Source organism: Parablastomonas sp. CN1-191 (assembly GCF_049354825.1).
Classification (GTDB): domain Bacteria; phylum Pseudomonadota; class Alphaproteobacteria; order Sphingomonadales; family Sphingomonadaceae; genus Novosphingobium.
This window is the reverse complement of record NZ_CP186480.1, coordinates 1981280-2001132: the sequence shown is the minus strand read 5'-3', so window position 1 is coordinate 2001132 and position 19853 is coordinate 1981280. Positions and strand designations below refer to the sequence as shown.

At 68.4% G+C, this 19853-nt stretch carries 18 protein-coding genes; 13 read left to right on the top strand and 5 right to left on the bottom strand.

All coding sequences use genetic code 11. From position 1 onward, the window contains the following. Positions 1 to 81: 81 nt before the first annotated feature. Genes ACOYW6_RS09940 through ACOYW6_RS09920 form a run of 5 tightly spaced genes read left to right on the top strand, consistent with a single transcriptional unit; the run spans position 82 to position 6431 of the window. A complete protein-coding gene (locus ACOYW6_RS09940; protein ID WP_423141154.1) occupies positions 82 to 864 on the top strand; it encodes an enoyl-CoA hydratase/isomerase family protein in 783 nt (260 codons plus the stop codon). Continuing rightward, on the top strand, positions 861 to 2411 hold the full coding sequence (locus ACOYW6_RS09935; protein WP_423141153.1) for an acyl-CoA carboxylase subunit beta: 1551 nt from the start codon (positions 861 to 863) through the stop codon (positions 2409 to 2411). The genes ACOYW6_RS09940 and ACOYW6_RS09935 overlap by 4 nt, the downstream gene beginning before the upstream one ends. Continuing rightward, positions 2408 to 4174, top strand: a complete 1767-nt coding sequence (locus ACOYW6_RS09930) for an acetyl/propionyl/methylcrotonyl-CoA carboxylase subunit alpha (protein ID WP_423141152.1) — start codon at positions 2408 to 2410, stop codon at positions 4172 to 4174. Before ACOYW6_RS09935 ends, ACOYW6_RS09930 begins: the two co-directional genes overlap by 4 nt. Next, positions 4171 to 5799, top strand: a complete 1629-nt coding sequence (locus ACOYW6_RS09925) for a class I adenylate-forming enzyme family protein (protein WP_423141151.1) — start codon at positions 4171 to 4173, stop codon at positions 5797 to 5799. The genes ACOYW6_RS09930 and ACOYW6_RS09925 overlap by 4 nt, the downstream gene beginning before the upstream one ends. Before the next feature lie 2 nt (positions 5800 to 5801). Beyond that, a complete protein-coding gene (locus ACOYW6_RS09920; RefSeq protein ID WP_423143110.1) occupies positions 5802 to 6431 on the top strand; it encodes a TetR/AcrR family transcriptional regulator in 630 nt (209 codons plus the stop codon). 6 nt (positions 6432 to 6437) lie between these two features. Here ACOYW6_RS09920 and ACOYW6_RS09915 read toward each other — a convergent pair whose 3' ends face one another. The 3 genes from ACOYW6_RS09915 to ACOYW6_RS09905 all read right to left on the bottom strand — a co-directional run bounded on the left by ACOYW6_RS09915 (position 6438) and on the right by ACOYW6_RS09905 (position 10786). Further along, positions 6438 to 7088, bottom strand: coding sequence for a TetR/AcrR family transcriptional regulator (locus tag ACOYW6_RS09915; protein WP_423141150.1), 651 nt, complete (start codon positions 7086 to 7088; stop codon positions 6438 to 6440). Between the two features lie 132 nt (positions 7089 to 7220). Then, positions 7221 to 9461 carry a TonB-dependent receptor gene (locus ACOYW6_RS09910; protein ID WP_423141149.1) on the bottom strand — a complete coding sequence of 747 codons (2241 nt, stop codon included), beginning with the start codon at positions 9459 to 9461 and terminating at the stop codon, positions 7221 to 7223. Between the two features lie 203 nt (positions 9462 to 9664). Then, entirely contained in the window at positions 9665 to 10786 is a 1122-nt protein-coding gene (locus ACOYW6_RS09905) for a CaiB/BaiF CoA transferase family protein (protein ID WP_423141148.1), read from the bottom strand. Between the two features lie 192 nt (positions 10787 to 10978). Here ACOYW6_RS09905 and ACOYW6_RS09900 point away from each other — a divergent pair, with 192 nt between their 5' ends. From ACOYW6_RS09900 to ACOYW6_RS09870, 7 genes are read left to right on the top strand one after another with little or no spacing between them, the layout of a single operon-like run. Next, positions 10979 to 11989 carry a zinc-binding dehydrogenase gene (locus ACOYW6_RS09900; protein WP_423141147.1) on the top strand — a complete coding sequence of 337 codons (1011 nt, stop codon included), beginning with the start codon at positions 10979 to 10981 and terminating at the stop codon, positions 11987 to 11989. Then, positions 11986 to 12765, top strand: a complete 780-nt coding sequence (locus ACOYW6_RS09895; protein WP_423141146.1) for an SDR family oxidoreductase — start codon at positions 11986 to 11988, stop codon at positions 12763 to 12765. Before ACOYW6_RS09900 ends, ACOYW6_RS09895 begins: the two co-directional genes overlap by 4 nt. Beyond that, complete coding sequence (locus ACOYW6_RS09890; RefSeq protein WP_423141145.1) at positions 12765 to 13928, top strand: acyl-CoA dehydrogenase family protein; 1164 nt, start codon at positions 12765 to 12767, stop codon at positions 13926 to 13928. Before ACOYW6_RS09895 ends, ACOYW6_RS09890 begins: the two co-directional genes overlap by 1 nt. 11 nt (positions 13929 to 13939) lie before the next feature. Continuing rightward, on the top strand, positions 13940 to 14398 hold the full coding sequence (locus ACOYW6_RS09885) for a hypothetical protein (protein WP_423141144.1): 459 nt from the start codon (positions 13940 to 13942) through the stop codon (positions 14396 to 14398). Then, positions 14395 to 14787, top strand: a complete 393-nt coding sequence (locus ACOYW6_RS09880) for a MaoC family dehydratase (RefSeq protein WP_423141143.1) — start codon at positions 14395 to 14397, stop codon at positions 14785 to 14787. Before ACOYW6_RS09885 ends, ACOYW6_RS09880 begins: the two co-directional genes overlap by 4 nt. A 17-nt stretch (positions 14788 to 14804) precedes the next feature. Beyond that, entirely contained in the window at positions 14805 to 15326 is a 522-nt protein-coding gene (locus tag ACOYW6_RS09875; RefSeq protein ID WP_423141142.1) for a VOC family protein, read from the top strand. Between the two features lie 5 nt (positions 15327 to 15331). Continuing rightward, on the top strand, positions 15332 to 16054 hold the full coding sequence (locus tag ACOYW6_RS09870; RefSeq protein WP_423141141.1) for an SDR family NAD(P)-dependent oxidoreductase: 723 nt from the start codon (positions 15332 to 15334) through the stop codon (positions 16052 to 16054). A 3-nt stretch (positions 16055 to 16057) separates the two neighbouring features. Here the strand turns inward: ACOYW6_RS09870 and ACOYW6_RS09865 are convergent, their stop codons facing one another. Both ACOYW6_RS09865 and ACOYW6_RS09860 read right to left on the bottom strand, forming a co-directional pair. Further along, entirely contained in the window at positions 16058 to 16837 is a 780-nt protein-coding gene (locus ACOYW6_RS09865) for an SDR family NAD(P)-dependent oxidoreductase (protein ID WP_423141140.1), read from the bottom strand. A gap of 4 nt (positions 16838 to 16841) precedes the next feature. Continuing rightward, on the bottom strand, positions 16842 to 18503 hold the full coding sequence (locus tag ACOYW6_RS09860) for a class I adenylate-forming enzyme family protein (RefSeq protein ID WP_423141139.1): 1662 nt from the start codon (positions 18501 to 18503) through the stop codon (positions 16842 to 16844). 116 nt (positions 18504 to 18619) lie between these two features. Between ACOYW6_RS09860 and ACOYW6_RS09855 the strand changes: the two genes are divergently transcribed. After that, the gene (locus ACOYW6_RS09855) at positions 18620 to 19825 is read left to right on the top strand and encodes an acetyl-CoA C-acetyltransferase (RefSeq protein WP_423141138.1); all 1206 of its coding nucleotides are present in this window, start codon (positions 18620 to 18622) and stop codon (positions 19823 to 19825) included. Positions 19826 to 19853: the final 28 nt, after the last annotated feature.

The following is a 19853-nucleotide window of genomic DNA, read 5'->3' as shown; positions in this document are numbered from 1 at the left end:
TTATTGTTGGGCGGGCGGCATGAGCCGAGTCTGGGGAGAAGGCGCGTGCCGCAGTCGGGTTCATTCCGTGTTGGCGACCTCATGGTCGAACGGTCCGATCATGTCGCAACGATCACCATCGATCGGCCTGCCAAGCTGAATGCCCTGACCGCCGCGTTCTGGGGCGACCTGCAAACCGCCCTCACCACCCTTGCGGACGACGAGGCCATTCGCGCTGTGATCCTGACGGGGGCCGGCACACGCGCGTTCAGTGCCGGCGGCGACATTCCCGGCTTCCTCGAACTCGCTTCCGGCGATGCCATTCGCCGCTACCAGGAGGCGGCGATGGCGGGTTTTCGCGCCATCGAGCGCGCGCCTTGGCCGGTCATCGCGGCGGTTGGAGGACTTGCGCTGGGCGGCGGCTGCGAACTGACGATGGCCTGCGACATGGCGCTGGCGGCCGAGCATGCCCGCTTCGGCATGCCCGAGGCGCGGCTGGGGCTGGTGCCGGGTTTCGGCGCGTTGCGCGGGCCCGAGGTGATTGGCCGGGCGATGACCCGCTACCTGATTGCCAGCGGCGACACCATCGACGCCGCCCGCGCGCTGGCGATCGGCCTGGTACAATGGGTTGTGCCGGCGGACCGCCTGCTGACCGAAGCGCACGCGCTGGCGCAACGCATCGCTGCGCAGTCCCCCAACGCCGTCAGCGTCTCCAAGGCCATGGTCAACCGCACAATCGACGATGCCGCCGTCGCCCGCTCGGTCGAGGATGTCGGCGCCCTCCAGGCTTCGGCCGATCGCGCCACCGGCGTCGCCGCTTTCGTCGCGGGACGGCGTCCCAGCTTCACCACCCGCAGCGCAGGCGGGCGAAAGGTCGTCACATGAGCGAAAACGACAAGGCCCCGACAATGGCAGACCGCGTTGCCGAATTGCGGCGCCGGCAGGACCGTGCGCGCGAGATGGGCGGCGATGAAGGGCTGCGCCGTCACCGCGCCTCGGGCCGGCTGCCTGTCCGCGAGCGGGTCGAGCTGCTCGTGGACGATGGCAGCTGGTTCGAGATCGGTGCGCTTGCCCTGCCCGAGATGCGCAGCGCCCGCCATGTACCGGGCGACGCGGCGGTAACCGGCTTCGGCACGCTCGACGGACGGCGGATCGCAGTGGTGGGCATCGACTCCTCGGTCCTTGCGGGCACCACCGCGCCGACCGGGATGCGCAAGCAGGGCCGTTTGATCGACCTTGCCCAGCGCAAGGGCATGCCGATCGTCCTGCTGTGCGACGCGGACGGCGGCCGGATACCGGACGTGATGGGCTGGCGCTTCTCGCACCTTCCGCTCGACTTCAAGACCTTCCTCAAGCGGACCGACGGCGGCCCGACGGTGCCGAGGGCGGCAGCGGTGCTGGGCCCGTCTTATGGCGACTCGGCGCTCCACGCCTCCACCGCGGACTTCGTCGTGATGGCCGATTTCGCCTCGCTGGCGCTGGTCGGACCATCGGTTATCGAACCCGCCACCGGGGAAAAGCTGACCGACCGGGAACTGGGCGGACCCGACAGGGTACTGGCCATCGGAAACGCGCACATGGTCGTCCCGAGCGAGGCGGCGGCGATGGACGCCATCGCGGCGTTCCTGTCGTTCCTGCCCGCGAACAGTGCCGAGCCGGCGCCTGTCGTGCCGCCGGCCGAACCGGCTGTCCCGGCCGACCGGATCGAAGCGATCGTACCGCTGGGCGCGAAGGCCGGATACGACATGCGCGAGCTGATCCGCGCGATCGCCGATGCCGACAGCATATTCCCCTGGGCCGAACACTGGGGGCCGTCCTTGTTGACCTGTTTCGCGCGGCTAGGCGGCGATCCGGTCGGCATCGTCGCCAACCAGCCGATTGCGCTGGCCGGCGCGCTCGATGCCGCGGCGCTGACCAAGGAACATGATTTCGTCGCGATGTGCGATACCTTCAACCTGCCGCTGATCTTCCTGCACGACGTGCCCGGGCTGATGGTCGGCGCGGAGGCGGAACGCGCCGGTACGCTCAAGGCGTACGAAAGGCTCGCCTTGCGCATTGCGACCGCGGAAGTGCCAAAGATCGGCGTCGTCATTCGCAAGGCCTTCGGCGGCGGTCATTTCGCGATGGGGGGGCGGCCGACGCACCCCGACTTCCTCTTCGCCTGGCCGACTGCCGAGATGGGCTTCATGGCCCCCGACACCGGTATCCGCACGGTCCACCGGCGCCAGCTGGAGGCGGCGCTGCAGGACGGCGGGCAGGCCGCCCACGACCGCCTGCTGGCCGAGCTCCAGGGCGAGTGGGATGCCGAGGCCGAGCCGTGGGAGGCGGCCGCCCACCTTGCGCTGGATGACGTGATCGAGCCGGCGCGCACCCGCGCGATCCTGCTCGAGGCGCTCGCCATCGCGTGGGGCAGCGGACCGCGCGTGCGATGACCGGTGCGCCCATCCGCTCGTTGCTGGTTGCCAATCGCGGCGAAGTCGCGGTGCGCGTGATCCGCGCTGCCCATGAAATGGGGATCCGCGCGGTCGCCATTTACAGCGAGGCCGATGCCGGCGCGCTGTGGGTGCGCCGAGCGGATGCCGCGCGCTGCATCGGCCCGGCGCCGGCGCGGCAGTCCTATCTCGATATCGCGGCAATCATCGCCGCGGCACTCGACGCGGGGTGCGACGCGGTGCACCCCGGCTATGGATTGCTCAGCGAAAACGCCGATTTCGCGCAAGCCGTTGCCGACGCCGGACTGAGGTTCGTCGGTCCTTCTCCGGCCGCTATCGTCACGCTGGGCGACAAGGTGGCGGCGCGCCGCGCCGCGGTGGCGGCAGGCGTGCCGGTCCTGCCGGGCAGCGAAGACGCCGTAGGCGACGCGGACGAAGCGCTGCGCGTTGCCGAATCGATCGGCTGGCCGGTTGCCGTGAAGGCAAGTTTCGGCGGAGGAGGGCGCGGGATGAGGATCGCCCGCGATCGCTCCGCGCTCGGCCAGGCGCTGGCGCAGGCGCGCGGCGAGGCGGGGGCGGCGTTCGGGCGCGACGAGGTCTTCATCGAACGCTACCTCGACCGGCCCCGGCATGTCGAAGTCCAGGTCCTGGGTGATCAGCAGGGCACGATCATTCATCTCGGCGACCGCGATTGCTCGGTGCAGCGCCGCCACCAGAAACTGATGGAAGAAGCGCCGGCCGCAAACCTTCCTCATGCGCTGCGCGCGGCGATGCACGAGGCGGCACTACGACTTTCTCGCCACGTCGGCTATCACAGCGCCGGTACGGTCGAATTCCTGGTCGACGCGCAGGGCAAGGGCTTCTTCTTCCTCGAGATGAACACCCGGCTCCAGGTCGAGCACGGCGTGACCGAGCTCGTCACCGGGGTGGACCTGGTCAAAGCCCAGATCGCCATTGCCGGCGGCGCGCCGGTACCGTTGGCACAGGAGGATGTGCGCGTCAGCGGTCACGCGATCCAGGCGCGCATCGCCGCAGAGGATGTCGCCAACGGATTCCGCCCGTCGCCAGGCCCGATCCGGCGCCTGCGTTTGCCGCTCGGCCCGTGGCTGCGTTTCGACTTCGGCTTCGAGGAAGGCGATGCGGTCTCACCCCATTACGATTCGATGTTCGGCAAGGTGCAGGCCTGGGGCGCAACCCGGGACGAAGCGCGCATCCGGCTTGGCCTCGCGCTCCGCGAGCTCGACGTCACCGGCGTGCCGACAACCGCGCGGTATCTTTCAAGACTGACCGGCGAGCCCGATTTCGCGGCAATGGCGCACGATACCGGCTCTGCCGAGCGCGACTGGCCGCCGCGACAGAACGATTCCCCAGCCAGCCTGCCGCCCGCGCCCGCTGCCGGTTCGCAGGGCCGACGCGTCGTAGTTCCGTGGGGCGCCGCCGATACGACGGTGGCCATCCACGGCCGCCGCGACGACAGTGCGCGGGCCGCGGTGCGGCGAGCTGTCCGCGAGGCAGGGGGTGAGGCCCGGCCAAGCGAAGGCCCCGGGCGGATTGCCGCGCCGATGGACGCGGTGGTGGCGCGTATCAGCGTCGCGGTCGGCGCCGAGGTGTCCACCGGTGACGAGCTCCTCGTGCTCGAGGCGATGAAAATGGAAATGCCGATCACCGCTGTCCGCGCCGGCCGCGTTGCGGCGATTTCTGCTGCGGCGGGACAGGCCGTTCGCGCCGGGGCGATCCTGATAATGCTGGAGCAAGCGCCGTGAGAAAGCTGGCCATCCCTGCCACCCACGCCGACCGCCTGTTGCCGGATCTCCTGCGCGAACAAGCGCACATACGCCCCGAAGCGCCGCATGCCATCTTTCCCGATCGGATCATGACGTTCGGCGAACTCGACCGCCTGGCGCGGGCCTGGGCGGCATCCTACCGCGCCCTGGGCGTCCAGCCGGGCGACCACATCGCCACACTGATGCCCAACTGCCCGGCGTGGCTGCCGGCCTATTACGGTGCGCTTTATGCGGGCGCCGTGACGGTTGCCCTCAACGCGCGCTACAAGCGGCACGAGCTTGCCTTCACCTTGCGCCACAGCGAGGCGAAAGTGCTGGTCACGACCGACGCCTTCGCCGAATTCGTCGATTACGCCGCGCTGCTGGGCGACGTCCTTTCAGACGCCGGCGGCCAGGACGCGACATCGCTGTCGCTTGCGGCTGCGCCGCACCTCAAGGCCGTGGTCCTCACCGGTGGCCAGCGGGAGAGCTGGATGCTGACCGAGGAGGCGTTCCTGGCGGCCGGTACCGAATGTTCCGACGGTCCGCCGCCGGCGGGGTCGCCCGACGATACCGCCGTAATCCTCTACACCTCGGGTACGACGGCGAATCCCAAGGGATGCGAGCTCACGCACGCGAGCATCCAGAACAGCTGGTCCACGTTCGCGCACGTCGTCGGGCTGGCGGCGGGGGAGACGGTGTGGATCCCGATGCCGTTCTTCCACACCGGCGGAGTTGGTCCGATGACCACGATCCTTGCCCGCGGCGCGGCGTTCGTCTCCCAGGCGCACTACGAACCCGACGTGATGGTGGACCTTATCGAACGGCACCGGGTCGATCACCTCTATCCCGGCTTCCCGCAATTGACCTTCGGCATCATCGAGCATCAGCGCTTCGATCGCAGGCGCTTCGATCACGTCCGTTCGCTCCTTAACGTCGGGCCACCGGCCATGCAGCGACGCATCCAGGACCTTCTTCCGGACGGTGCGGTGCTGGTGAACCTGTTCGGGATGACTGAGGGTTCGGGCATCGTAACCTTCACGGCGGCCGACGCGCCGTTTGCCGTCCGCGCGGAGACATCGGGGCTGCCCCCGCCGCATACCGACGTGCGGATCGTCGATCCCGGTAGCGGAATGGCATGCGAGCCCGGTCAGCCAGGCGAAATCCAGTTCACCGGCGGCGGCGCGTTCAAGGCCTACTACAACGATCCGGCGGCAACGGCGGCCACGATCCTGCCGGGCGGCTGGGTGCGCACGGGCGATCGCGGCGTCATCGATGCGGACGGATACCTGGTCTACCTCGGCAGGTTGAAGGATATGCTCAAGGTCGGCGGCGAGAACGTCGCCGCGTCGGAGATCGAGGCTTTTGTCCAGGGACTGGGCGGGGTTCACATGGTGCAGGTCATCGGCGTTCCCGACGACAGGCTGGGTGAAGTGCCCGTCGCATTCGTAGAGCTTTCGGCCGGCGCGTCGCTCGACGAGGAGGGCATCATCGCCGCCTGCGACGGCCAGCTCGCCCGCTGGAAAGTCCCGCGCCGCGTTGTCTTCGTCAGAGCATGGCCGATGTCTTCGACAAAGGTGCAGAAGTTCCGGCTCGTGGAATTGCTGGAAGGAGCCAGCGCGTGAAGATGCCGGGGGCACCGCGCCAGCGGCGCGCCGCGACCCGTTCCGCTGACCGGAAGCCCCACGACGTGCGCTGGGCGGAAATCGTCGCCGCTGCGACCGAGATTTTCGCCGCGCGCGGATATGACGCCACTTCGCTGCAGGACATTGCCGACCGCACCGGTATCCTCAAGGGAAGCATCTATCATTACATCCGCACCAAGAGCGACCTGCTGGCCCATATCGTGCGCGAAACGCATGAGATGGGGCTCGACCAGGTTCGCCCCATCGCGGTAGGCCCGGGATCGCCGGGGGCAAAGCTCGAGGGCATGATCCGCGCGCACGTCCGCTTCGTATGCGAAAACCCGCTACGCACGGCGGTGTTCGCGCACGACCGCAAGCGCCTCGACCCCGAGCAGAGAAGCGCCGTTCTTGGCGACGAACATGCCTACCGCGACCTGTTCGCGGAGGTCATCGCAGCGGGGCAGGCGGAGGGAACTTTCGACCCTGCGCTCGACGTAAGGCTCTCGGCGCTGCATCTGCTGGCGTCGATGAACGCGCTTCATCGCTGGTGGCGGCCGGGCGGGGCGATCTCGAACCAGGCGGTGGCCGATCACGTCGTCGCGACCACGCTGTTCGGCTTGTCGCCGCGCTGAAACGCGTCAGGTGCGGCCGAAAGCGGCCAGCCCCTGGACCAGGATTGCCGCGTTCTGGACCGCGATTTCCTCGATCGAAAGCGGCCCGTCCGGCCGGTACCATTCGAACACCGCGGTGACCGCGCGCAGCACGGTCTGGGCCGCGGTGTGCACGTCGAGCAGATCGGAAACCTGGCCCCGCTCCTTGGCCAGCGCGATCAGGCGCTCGGTCGCATGGCGGTACATGAAACGCTCGCGAATGATCTCGCTCTGCTGGGCCTGGTCCAGGAACTGGAAATCGCGCGTGAAGATACCCAGCCGGTCAGCGTGGCGGCCGGAATAGATGCTGATCTGGACGAAGTAGGAGCGCAGTTCGCCCAGCGGGTCGCCGGTTTCGAAATTGATATGGTCGACCAGCGCCTCGCCGCCGCGGTGGAGATCGCGCAGGATCTCGAACAGCAGCATTTCCTTGGAATCGACGTAGTAGTACAAGCTGCCCTTCTGCAGGCCGACGCGGTCGCTGATGTCCTGCATCGATGTGGCGGCAAAGCCGCGTTCCTTGAACAGCGCGGTGCTCGCCTCGATTATGAGCTCCCACCGGCGCTGCGACTTGGCATGGCGCTTGCGCGGCGTCGGCTGCGCTGTTTCGACCGGTAGGTTCCCCGCGATATCGGGCATGGCTGCTCCTGCTGCTTTGCCGCGACTAGCGCAGACGCCCGGACATGGCCAGATGCGGCGCAAATGCAAAAAAAGACGGCCGCCGGAAGGTCCGGCGGCCGCTCAGGGTGATGGAAGCGGTAACCGCGCCGGTCAGAAGGTGTAGGACACCCGCAGGCCGTAGGTGCGCGGATCGCCGGGAAAGCGGTTTTCGCCCAGCGCGCCCAGGGTCGATCCCCAGACGTTGTATTTGGTGTTCGTGAGATTGCGCGAGAATGCCGTCAGCGCCAGGTTGCTGGCCAGTGTGTACGTGACGTTGGCGTCGAACAGCCAGTAGCCCGGCTGCGACAGCATGTTCGGGTCGTCGAAGAAGTATTTGCCGGTGTACGCCGCCCCCGCGTGCAGCGCGATCTTGTCTCCGCTCGCCATCTCGGTCTCGTAATCGGCCATCAGCGCCGCGGTGTGCTTTGGCACGCGCACGAATTGCAGCGATGCGAAGTTCGCGACGCCGTTGAAACGGTCGTAACGGGCATCGGTGTATCCGTAGTTGCCCGTCAGCGTCAGGCCGGTGACCGGAATGACCGTCAGCTCGCCCTCGACGCCCTTAACCGTCGCTGCCGCGGCGTTGAACACCGACTGGACGACGCCCAGCACGGGGTCGACGCCCAGCACGGTGCGCTGCAGGTTGTCGAACTTGTTATAGAACGCCGAGACGTTGAAGCGGACCCGGCGATCAAGCAGGTCGGTCTTGAAACCGGCTTCGTAGGCGTTGACGATTTCGGCTTCATACGGCGCGCCCAGCGGCGTGCCGCGCAGCGAGAAGCCACCCGAGCGGAACCCGCGCGTCCACGATCCGAACAGCAGCACGCTCTTGCTGGCCTGGTACGACAAGCCGACCTTGGGCGAGAAGTTGCTGCCGCTGTAATCGGGCCGCGTGGTGTAGGTGCAGGTCGTCAGCGCGAAGTTGCAGGCGCCGAAGGCGGCGGCCTTGGGCGTCTTGGTTTCGTGCGTGTAGCGGCCCCCCAGCGTCAGCGTCAGCGCCGGCAGCGGCTTGATGTCCGATTCGGCGAAGAAGGCGTAGCTGCTGTTGTCGAGGAACGATTGCGTCGCCGTGCGGGTGACGTGGTTGTTGAGGTCGCGCGTTTCGAAGTACTGGGCGTGCTGGTCGAAATAATAGCCGCCCGCGGTGAAGCTCAGCCAGTCTGTCAGGTCCGCGGCATATCGCAGCTCCTCGCTGACCTGGTGCTGGTCGATCCCGACGTACTGGAGAAAACCGTTGACCGGGAAGCCGTCGTAGTCGGTCTGGTTGCGGGCGCTGATCTTGCGGTAGCCGGTGATCGAGGTAAACGTGCCGGGGCCAACATGCCAGTTGGCCTCCGCCATGCCGAAATAGACGTCGACATTGGCCAGGCCGCGATCGCCGACCTGGATCTCGCTGTAGTCGGGCGACGTCTTGTAGCCGGCGATCTCCGCCAGGTTGTTGGTCGCCCCCACGGTCCGCGGCGAGATACCTCGCACCGCGACGGGGTCGCCGTTGGAGTGATAGTATTCGCCCAGCAGCGTGACGTCGAAGTTGGACGACGGCGCAAACTTGATGCTCGGCCGCACCATGCCGACGTACGTCTTGCCGTACGACTGGTTGTTGCGGATGTTGGTGAAGATGCCGTCGTTGGCGCGGCTCAGCACCGCGATGCGGGCCGACACCGTGTCGCTGAGCGGCTCGTTGTAGACGGCCGAAGCTTCGAGCCCGAGGCCGTTGGTGATTCCCAGCGTCACGCGGTGGTAAGGGGTCTGGGTCGGCCGCGCGGAGCGGACGGTGACGGCGCCGCCGGTCACGTTGCGGCCGAACAGCGTGCCTTGCGGGCCGCGCAGGATTTCGACACCCTCGACGTCGAGCAGTTCGTTGAGCGCGCCGTAGTTGGAGCCCCAGTAGACGCCGTCCTGGAAGATGCCGACGGCCGGTTCATCCGACGGGCTGGTGCCCGATACGCCGGTGCCACGAATCGAGAAGTTCTGGACGCTGCGCTGCGAGGTCGACTGCAGCGAGGCATTCGGGGTGAGGCGGCCGACGTCAACGATGTCGCGCACCGACGAACGCTGGAGCTGCGCCGGTCCGAGCGCGGTGATCGACAGCGGGACGGACTGGAGTTCCTCCGCATGGCTGCGCTTGCGGCCGAACACGACGATATCCTCGACCTGGCTGCCGTTGCTGCCGGCCTGCGTGGGCGTGGCGGTTGCCGTGGGAGCCGTCGCGTCGGTGGTGCCGGCGGCGCGCTCCTGCTGCTGCGCAGCGGCATCGCCTGCGGCGGCGGGATTGGTGGTCTGCGCGACGGCAGGCGTGGCCAGCACGATGGCCGCCAATGCAACGCCAAGTTTCAGATGTGGCCTGGTCATAAACCCCTCCTCACAGGCGCCTTGATTGCGCTCTGAGAGAAAACCTACCAGACGTTTGGAAAAGGGCAACAGGATTTTGCTGCGGCTGATGTCGTGCCGCCGTGGGATTGCGGTGTTACCAGTGCCGCACGAACCGCCGCCGTGGCAGAAACGCGGGATTGGTCCGAGCCCGAGTCCCTCAGTTTAACAGTCGCGGTAGAAATTTAATCGGTCCAGGCCGCGACGGCTGCGTCGATAGTGCTGCCGGCGGCGGCGCCGATCGCGCCGGGCGTGCGCGAAAAGCGCGGCGCGGGCGATGCCTGCATCACGCCGTCCTGTTCACTGAACACGGCGCGCGCCAGGTTGGCCGGATGCGTCGCCGCCTCGCGCAGTGACAGCACCGGGGCGACACAGGCGTCGGTGGCGGCAAAGCGCTGGGCCCAGACGTCGCGCGGCAAGGCTGCGAACACGGCGGCGAAGTCCTGTTCCATCTGCGGCCAGCCGGCACGATCGGTCTGGACGTAGCGGTCCGCCGGAATGTCCAGCCCGGCGAGCAGCGCGGCAAAGAATTGCGGCTCCAGCGCGCCGACCGCGACCGCCTTTCCATCGGCACAGTCGTAACAGCGGTAGTAGGGCGCCGCGCCGTCGAGGAAGTTGGCGCCGCGTTTGTCCTCCCACTGCCCGCTGCTCAGCAGCTCGTGATAAAGCGACAACAGAGTCGCAATCCCGTCAACCATCGCGGCGTCGACGACCTGGCCCATGCCGTCGGCGCGCGCCTTCAACAGCGCGGAAATAAGGCCTAAGGCGGCGAACATCGATCCGCCGGCGTAATCGCCGACCAGGTTCAGCGGGGCGCGTGGCGGCCGGTCGGGCTCGCCGATGGCGTGGAGGGCGCCGCTGAGCGCCAGATAGGTGATGTCATGCCCCGCGGTCTGTGCCAGCGGTCCATCCTGGCCCCACCCGGTCAGCCGCACATAGACCAGCGCCGGATTGCGGCCCAGACACTCGGCCGGGCCGAGCCCAAGCCGCTCCATCACCCCCGGCCGGCCCCCTTCGATCAAGGCATCGGCCCCGGCGACCAGATCGAGCAGGCGGTTGCGCTGCGCCGGATCCTTCAGGTCGAGCGCGATCCGCGTCCGCCCGCGCAGGATCACCGCGTTGCCGGTTTCGCCCCAGTAGCCCGCCTGTGGCCGATCGATCCGTACGACGTCGGCACCGAGATCGGCCAGGATCATCGCGGCGAGCGGGACCGGCCCGATCGCTTCCATCTCGATCACCCTGATCCCGGAAAGGGGGCCGCTGCGCGAAGGCGCGGCCTTCCCGCTGCTGGTCGATTCGCCCGTCACGCCTGCTCCTTTACGGCTGCACGGCGCTTACAGGCATGCCGCCACGTTGTCGCGCCCGCAATTCGTCCATGTGGTAGAATCTCTGCCGACCGACGCGTGGTGGGTTGTGATTTGCATTATCTAACGAATAGTAGATAAAACGTCGAAACGGCCGTTGCCAACCGCCGAGCGGCCGCCTGGGAGACGACCATAATGAAAGCCTTGCAGCTGGCCGCGGCCAACGGGATCGAAGGGGCGCAGCTGGCCGAGGTGCCAGAGGCCACGCCCGGTCTTGGACAGGTCGCGGTGCGCCTGGCAGCGGCGGCGCTCAATCACCGGGAATTGTGGATTGCGCAGGGGATGTACCCTGGCATGGCGCTGCCGGCGACGCTCGGCTGCGATGGCGTGGGCACGATCGTCAGGACCGGTGACGGCGTCGATCCCGCCCGCGCCGGTGAGCGCGTGATCCTCTATCCCGGGCTCGAATGGGGCGACGATGAACGGTACCCGCGCCCGGACTTCGGGCTGCTGGGCATGCCCGGGCCCGGCACCGTGGCGGAAAGCATCGTCGTGGCCGCGTCCCATGCGCTGCCCTGTCCAGGCCATCTCGACGATGCCGCCGCGGCGGCGCTTCCGCTGGGCGGGCTCACGGCGTGGCGCGGCCTGACCGTCAAGGGCGGCGTCCGGCCTGGCGACACGGTCCTGATCACCGGCATCGGCGGCGGCGTCGCGACCTGTGCGCTGCTGTTGGCGGCGGCGATGGGCGCGAAGGTCTTCGTCACCAGCGGATCGGACGACACGATTGCCCGCGCCGTCGAACTGGGCGCGCAAGGCGGCGTCAATTACCGCACCGAACGCTGGGGCAAGGCGTTGGCGGCGGCCACCGGCGGCATCGACGTCGTCTTCGACGGCGCGCCGGCCGGCGGCTACGGCGAATACGGCCGGGCGCTGAAAATGGGCGCGCGCGTGGTCGTCTACGGATCGACCGGCGGCCAGTCCTTTCCGGTCAACGCGCCCGAGCTGTTCCTGAAGAATGTCGCGCTGCACGGCACCAACGTCGGCTCGCCGGCCGATTTCTCCGCGATGGTCGCCTTCGTGGCCGAACACCGCATCGCGCCGGTCATCGACCGCGTGTTTCCGTTTGCCGAGGCGCCGGAGGCGCTTCGCTATCTTCGCGATGAGCATGCGCTGGGCAAGGTGGTGATCGCGATGGACGCTCCGTGACGGCCGGCCCGTTCGATCTGTCCGGCCGCAAGGCGCTGGTAACCGGCGGAGCGCAGGGGCTTGGCCGCATGATCGCGGAGAGCCTGGTGGCCGCCGGCGCCGAAGTCATGATCACCTCGCGCAAGCAGGACGCGCTGGACGCGGCGCGGGCCGAACTTGGCCGGCAAGGTCAGGTCCACGGCGCCGTTGCCGACCTGTCCACGCCCGAGGCGGCCAAGGCCCTTGCAGACGAGGTCTCGCGGGCGATGGGCGGCTGCGCGGTGCTGGTCAATAACGCCGGCAAGACCTTCGGGGCGCCGATCGAATCCTTTCCCGACAAGGCATGGGCCGGGATCATGGCGGTCAACGTCCAGACCCCCTTCACGCTGGTTCGCGAACTGCTGCCGCTGCTGCGCGCCAGCGCCAGCGCAGACGACCCGGCGCGCGTCATCAACGTCGGCTCGGTCGCAGGCCTCAGGACCGAGCGCCTGTCCGCCTACAGCTACTCCGCCAGCAAGGCCGCGATCCATATGCTGACCCGCGATCTCGCGGGTGACCTCGCCGCCGACAACATCACGGTGAACGCGCTGGTGCCGGGCTTCTTTCCCACCCGCATGACCGCGCACATGCAGGGCGAGGACGGGGCCGATCCGGCGCTGCTGGCGCACATTCCCCTGAAGCGCCTGGGCCGCGCCGGCGACATTGGCGGGGCGGCGGTGTTCCTGTCGTCGCGGGCCGGTTCCTACGTGACCGGCGTGCTCCTGCCGGTCGACGGCGGGCTGGCGGGCTGCGGCTGATGAACTTCGCGCTGACCGAGGAACAGGCGGCCTTCCGCGACACGGTCAGGCGCTGGGTCGACGCCGAGCTGCCCAAGGACCTGTGCCGCGCACTGGAAGCCGACGAACAGACCTATCCATACCCCATTTGGGACAAGCTCAAGGCCGCGGGCTTCTTCGGAATCGGCATTTCCGAGGCGTGGGGCGGCCTTGGCGGCGACGTCCTGACGCAGATGATCTTCGCGCGCGAAATGGCGCGCCCCGCCGGCGGGCTGCTGTGGGTCTGGGGCCTGACCTCGTTCGGCGGCGCCCGGACCGTCAGCGAGTGCGGATCGGACGCGCAGAAGGCGCGCTTCCTTCCCGCGATGGCGGCCGGCGACCTGCGCGTTTCGCTGTCGATGACTGAGCCGGGCGGCGGCACCGACGTGCTGGGCGCGATGCGCACGTTCGCCGACCGCGTCGATGGCGGCTGGCGGTTGAACGGGGAAAAAATGTGGACCACCGCGGCGCGCGCGGCGGACCGGCTGGTCGTCCTGGCCCGCTGCGACCGCGAGGCGGCGCGCAAGCAGGACGGGCTCATCCTGCTGTTCGTCGATGCCAAAAGCGCGGGCATCACCGCCACGCTGCTGCCCAAGCTGGGCATGCGGGCGATGGGGTCCTGCGCGGTCCATTACGACAACGTCTTCGTCCCCGACGCCGATGTGCTGGGCGAGCCGGGCCAGGCGTGGCGGGCGATCCTGCCCAGCCTCAACAACGAGCGGATCATGGTCGGCGCGCAGTGCCTCGGCGCGATCGACGGGGTGCTTGAGGACGCCCTCGACTACGCCAGGCAGCGGCGCGCCTTTGGCCGGCCGATCGGGCAGTTCCAGGCGATTCAGCACTATATCGCCGACATCGCCGCCGCCCGCCAGGTTACCGAGCTACTACTCTACAACGTCGCCTGGCTCCAGGCGCACGGCAAGCCCTGCGGGGTCCAGGCCAACATGCTCAAGATGGTAGCGACCGAGAACGCGGTCCGCGCCGCCGACCTTGGCATCCAGATCCTGGGCGGCATGGGCTACTCTGCCGAAACCGACATGCAGCGCTACTGGCGCGATCACCGCATCTTGCGCATGACTCCCATTTCCAACGAAATGGTGCGCAATTCCATCGCCGAGGATCTCGGCCTGCCGCGTTCGTTCTGAAGGGATTTCCCGTGTCCGAAAACGACCTTCCGTCTCCGCCCGACGTCGCCGGCACTTCGCTCAGCGGAACCGGCACGATCGTCATCTCGGCCGCCGACGACGCGGCGCTGTGCCGTTCGACCGGGGTTGAGCCGGCAGGCGACGGCACAGCCCATCCGGCCTGGTTCTTCGCCGCCTCGCAAGTGGGTATGGGGCGCAGCGTCGCCGGGATTTGCGAGGCCTGCGAATTCGACGTCAACGACGGGCCGATGATGACGGGAAGCCGTGTCACGTTCGCTTCCGCGCTCCGCACCGGGATCCCTTACCGCGTCGAGGGGGAGATCAAGGGGCTGACGCGCAAGCGCAGCCGCACGCTGGGCGTGATGGACCTGATGGAATACGAACTGCGCCTGGTCGAGGAAGCCGGCGGCGAAACCGTCCTGGTGACCACCAACAGCTGGGCACTGCCCCGCCGGGAGCTGGCAGCATGATCGCCGCCGGTGACGAACTGCCGAGCTTCGAGATCGCCGCCGTCGATCCCGAGGCGATGCGCGTGTGGGCAGGATTGCTGCGCGATCCCAACCCGATCCACCTCGACGTCGCGGCCGTGCAGGCAGCGGGGCTGGGCGACCGACGCATCAACCAGGGGCCGGCGAACCTGGCCTACATCCTCAACATGCTGATGCGCGCGTTTCCCGGATGGCGCGTGAGCGGGATCGACGTGCGCTTCATGGCCAACGTCTTCGAGGGCGATCACGCCGTCGCCGGCGGCACCGTGACGAGCAGCGGCGCCGACACGGCCAGCTGCGACGTCTGGCTGGACGTTGCCGGCCGCGGCCGCGCACTGGCGGGCACCGCCGATCTTATCTGCACGAACTGACGAACAGGAGAACCATCATGCCCAGCGGCCCTTTTGCCCATGTCTGCCTGCTGGTCCACGATCTCGACACGGCGATCGACGACTGGACCAAGATCCTCGGCGTGCTTGACCCCGGACAGCTCGAACGGCGCATCGTGCGCTACGAAGGCTTCTCGGGCGGCGACGACGTCGGCATGAACTGGGCGACCTTCGTGTCCGACCACGGTACGGAGATTCAGCTAATCCAGCCGGCACCCGGCACGCCGATGTACGATCGCCTTCAGAAGGTAGGCGAGCATGTCCATCACTTGTGCTTCACCACCAACGACGTGCCCGGTGCAATGACCAGGATGGCGGACCAGGGCATCAAGCTGATGGGATCGGGCGAAACGTACGAAGACCCGGAGATGGACTGGCAGAAGTGGAGCTGGGTCAGCAACAAGAGCGCCCACGGCGTCCTGATCGAGGTCGCCTCGCCTTACGAGAGCCGCGACGACGGGCAATGGCACCACGCCCCCGATTCGATCCGCAAGTGGGAGACCCCCGAAGCGGCCGAGTAGCGGCCGTGCGTACCGCGCTGGTGATCGGCGGCAGCGGCGGGATCGGCGCCGCGGTGGCGCGGGCGCTGGCCGCCGAATGGGACCGGGTCGCGGTTGGCTATCGCGGCAATGCCGCCGCCGCCGCCGCGGTCGCGCGGGGCCTGCCCGGCGCGGTCACCGTGCAGATCGATCTGCGCGAGGCGGCCAGCGTCGCGGCCGCGCTGGACCAGCTGGACAACCCGCGCGGCATCGTCGTCGCCAGCGGTGCCTCGATCGGGCAACCCTTCGTTGCCGATATACCGGCCTCGGCCTGGCGCGACGTGATCGAGACCGAGCTGGTGGGCTTCACCGTCCTTGCCGGCACCGTCCTGCCGCGCTGGCGCGACGGCGGGGGCAGCCTGGTGGCGATCACATCGTTCGCCAACGTCCATTTCCCGCCGGGCGATGCACTGTCCTCGGTGCCGAAGGCCGGGGTTGAGGCGCTGTGCCGCGCCATTGCCAAGGAAGAGGGCCACCACGGCGTGCGCGCGAACTGCGTCGCCCCCGGCATCGTCAACGCCGGGCTGGGCGAGCGTTTTCAGGCCGAGATGTACGCGCCCGAAGTGTGGGACAAGATCCGCAAGCGGGTGCCCCTGCGCCGCTTTGCCGAAGCGCGCGACATCGCCGAGGCGGCGGCCTTCCTGCTATCGGACCGCGCCGGTTACGTCAGCGGCCAGACGCTGGTCGTCGACGGCGGCCATTCGCTCTGACGCTTACCCGCCCGGCTGGCCCGAACCGCCTCCGGTCGCCTGCATCAGGGTCGTCACCATGCCGCCGTCGACCAGCAGGTCGACACCGGTGATCTGGCGCGCGCGGGGTGACAGCATGAACAGGATCGCCTCGGCGACGTCGTTCGCTTCGCCCAGGCGGCCGGTCGGGATCGCGCTCTCGCGCTGCCGGCGGCGCGCCTCGTCGGCATAGCCGGTGCGTGTCATTCCCGTCAGCGTCGGCCCGGGCGACACGGTGTTGACCCTGATGCCGTCGCCGCCCCAGGCGCAGGCCAGTTCGCGGGCGATCATCACTAGCGCCGCCTTGCTGGCGGAATAGCCGCCCAGCGCCGGCGTCGGCTGGGTGGCTGCCATCGACGCGGTGGCGACGATCGCGCCACCGCCGGCTTCGCGAAACAGGGGGTGGAGCGCGGTCGCGATCAGCCAGGTCGCGCGGGTGTTGATGGCGAACATGCGGTCGAAATCAACGATACCGATATCGGTCAGGTTGCTCGAGACGATGATTCCGGCGTTGCTGATCAACCCGTCGATGCCGCCCAGCTCGGTGCGGCAGGCCTGGGCGATCAGCTCGCCGCAGTCGGGCTGAGCAAGGTCGGCCACCAGCGCGCAGGCGCCGGGGACGGTGCGCGCGATCTCCGCCAGGCCATCGGCGTCACGGTCGACCAGCAGCAACCGGTGCGGGCCGGGAATCGGATCGCCAGCGGCAAGCTTTTCGGCGACGGCGCGGCCGATCCCGCTGGCGGCCCCGGTGATGACGATGCGCATGGTGTCAGCCCTCCTCCAGTCCCAGTTCAGCCATTAGCTCTTGCCGGAGCTTGAACTTCTGCACTTTCGAGGCCGACATCGGCCATTCGCTGACGAAGCGGACGTGGCGCGGGACTTTGAAGGGCGCGATGCGCGCCCGCACGAAGGCGATCAGCTCGTCCGCCGTGGCAGCCCCCGCATCGCCTTCGACGAAGGCGGCCGGAACCTCGATCAGGCGATCGTCGGGGATGCCGACCACCTGCGCAAGCCGCACCGCCGGGTGCTGCGCCAGGACAGCCTCGACTTCGGCCGCGGCCACGTTCTCGCCGCCGACCTTGAGCATGTCCTTGAAGCGGCCGTGAAACATCACCTGGCCGTCGGCGGCGATCGACCCGATGTCGCCGGTGCGCAGCCAGCCTTGCGAGTCGAGCGTAGCCGCCGTCCGCTCGGCGTCGCGGTAGTAGCCGTCGAACAGCGTCGGGCCGCGCACGAGCACCTCGCCCTGCTCGCCTGTGGGCCGGTCGGCGCCGGTCTCGGGATCGACGATTCGGACCTCGGTGCCCAGCAGCGGCCATCCGAGGCCGGTGAAGCCCTTGTCGGGGTCCATGTCGCCGCCGCCGGTGGCGACGATTCCGAACGCCTCAGTCAGTCCGAACGTGCCGACATGCTGGATATGCGGGGCACGGGCGCGCCACTGCTGGCCGACCTTGGCCGGCTGCGCGGCAAAGCAGCTGTTGGCATGGCGAACCCGCGACAGGTCCACCGTTGCGAACTCCGGCGCATGGGCCATCGCCTGGAGGAACGTGACGAAGGGCACGAACAACGACGTTGCCCGTTCCGCCTCGATCATGCGCAAGCTTTCGGACGGGTCGAAATGCGGCATCCCGATGAAGGCGCCGCCGCGGCTCATGATCGCCAGCAGCCCGCACATCGCCGCGACGTGGAAAAGCGGCAGCGGGCTCCAGACCCGGTCCTGCGCGCCGTACTGCCAGCGAACCGCGATCATCTGGCCTTCGCGCGTCATCGCTTCGTGGCTGATCAGGCAGCCCTTGGGATTGGCGGACGTGCCCGAGGTGTAGAGGATCATCGCCGGGTCGCGCACCCGCACCCCTATCCGTGCCCGATCAAGCGCGCTGGAGTCCACGTCGCCGTCGAATTCAGTGGCGGCCGCGAAGCCGGGCTGCGCCTCGCCCTGCCACAGGATCACCCGTTCGAGCCGCGGGGCCTCCGCCAGGTCGAATCGATCTCCGCCCGCTGCGACGATGGCGGGAAACGCCTGCTTCAGCCGTTCGACGAAGGCGCCATGCTCCGCCCCCGATGCGGTCGTGATGAGTACCTTGATGTCGGCGTTCTCAATTACATACGTCAGCTCGGAAGGGCGATAGCGGGCATTGAGCATGACCGCGGTGGCCCCGCACCAGCTGATTGCGAACAGTAGTTCGACGTAGGTCTCGCAACTCGGCAGCAGGATGCCGACGTGGTCGCGGGGGCGCACACCGGCAGTCCACAGCCGCCGGGCCGCCGCTTCGACCCGGTCCAGCAGCTGCGCGTAGGTGAGCCGCGCGGAGGGAAAGACCACTGCCTCCGCGTCGGGGCGCGCCGCGGCCGAGCGGCGCAGCAATTCGATGACCGCCATCGGCTCGGGGCGGAAATCCCGCACTGTCACGCCGCCGTCCAACCCGTTCATGTCCGCTCCTGTACCGTTCCGGGCCGCCTATGCCGATGGGGCTTGGCGGCATCTAGCAAACTATCTACCTAACGTTTGAAAATATGCTAGGGGCGGCGCAAGCAACGAGAGGCGTTATGGCAGAGGTCTTCATCTACGATCACGCGCGCACCCCCCGCGGCCGGGGCCGTCCGGACGGTGCGCTGCACGAAATTCCGCCCGTCCAGCTGGCGACGCAGGTGCTGGCCGCCCTGCGCGATCGCAACGATCTCGATACCGCGCTGCTCGACGACGTGGTCATCGGCTGCGCCCAGCCGGTTGCCGAACAGGGCGGCGTGCTGGCGCGCGCGGCCCTCCTCAACGCCGGCTATGCGCAGTCCGTGGCCGGCCAGCAGATCCACCGTTTCTGCGCCTCCGGCCTTGAAGCCGTCAACAACGTGGCCGGCCAGGTCGCGGCGGGGATGAGCCAGGCCGGCGTTGGCGGCGGCGTCGAATCGATGAGCCGGGTGATGATGGGTTACGACAGCGGCGCCTGGTCGGCCGACCCGTCGGTCGCCCTGCGCAACTACTTCGCCCCCCAAGGCATCGGCGCGGACCTGATAGCGACGCTGGACGGCTACAGCCGCGCCGATGTCGACGCTTACGCCGCCGAAAGCCAGCGCCGCGCGGCGCGTGCCTGGGACGAGGGCCGATTCGACCGTTCGGTCGTTCCCGTCACCGACGTGATGGGCGAAATTATCCTCGATCACGACGAACACCGGCGCCCCGGCACGACCGTCGAAAGCCTGTCGGGCCTCAAGCCGGCGTTCCCGGCGATGGCTGCGATGGGGTTCGGCCGCGTCGCGCGCGAACGCTATCCCGAGATCGAGGACCTCGACCACGTCCACACCGGCGGCAATTCGTCGGGCATCGTCGACGGCTCGGCCGGCGTGCTTGTCGGCAGTGCTGAATTCGGCGAGCGCGCCGGGCTGTGCCCGCGCGCCCGCATCAAGGCCTGGGCCTCGATCGGGTCGGAGCCCACGATCATGCTGACCGCCCCGGTGGCCGTGGCCGAAAAGGCGCTCCGCAACGCCCGCATGGGCAAGGACGACATCGACCTGTGGGAGCTGAACGAGGCCTTCGCCAGCGTCGTCATGCGCTTCATGGACAAGATGGCGGTCGATCACGCCGCCATGAACGTCAACGGCGGCGCGATCGCGCTCGGCCACCCGCTGGGCGCGACCGGGGCGATGATCCTGGGCACCGTCCTCGACGAGCTGGAACGCACCGGCAAGAACACCGCGATGGCGCTGCTCTGCGCCGGCAACGGCCTTGGCACCGCGACGATCATCGAACGCGTCTGAACCGCCCTCAAGCCTTCAACGGAACCAT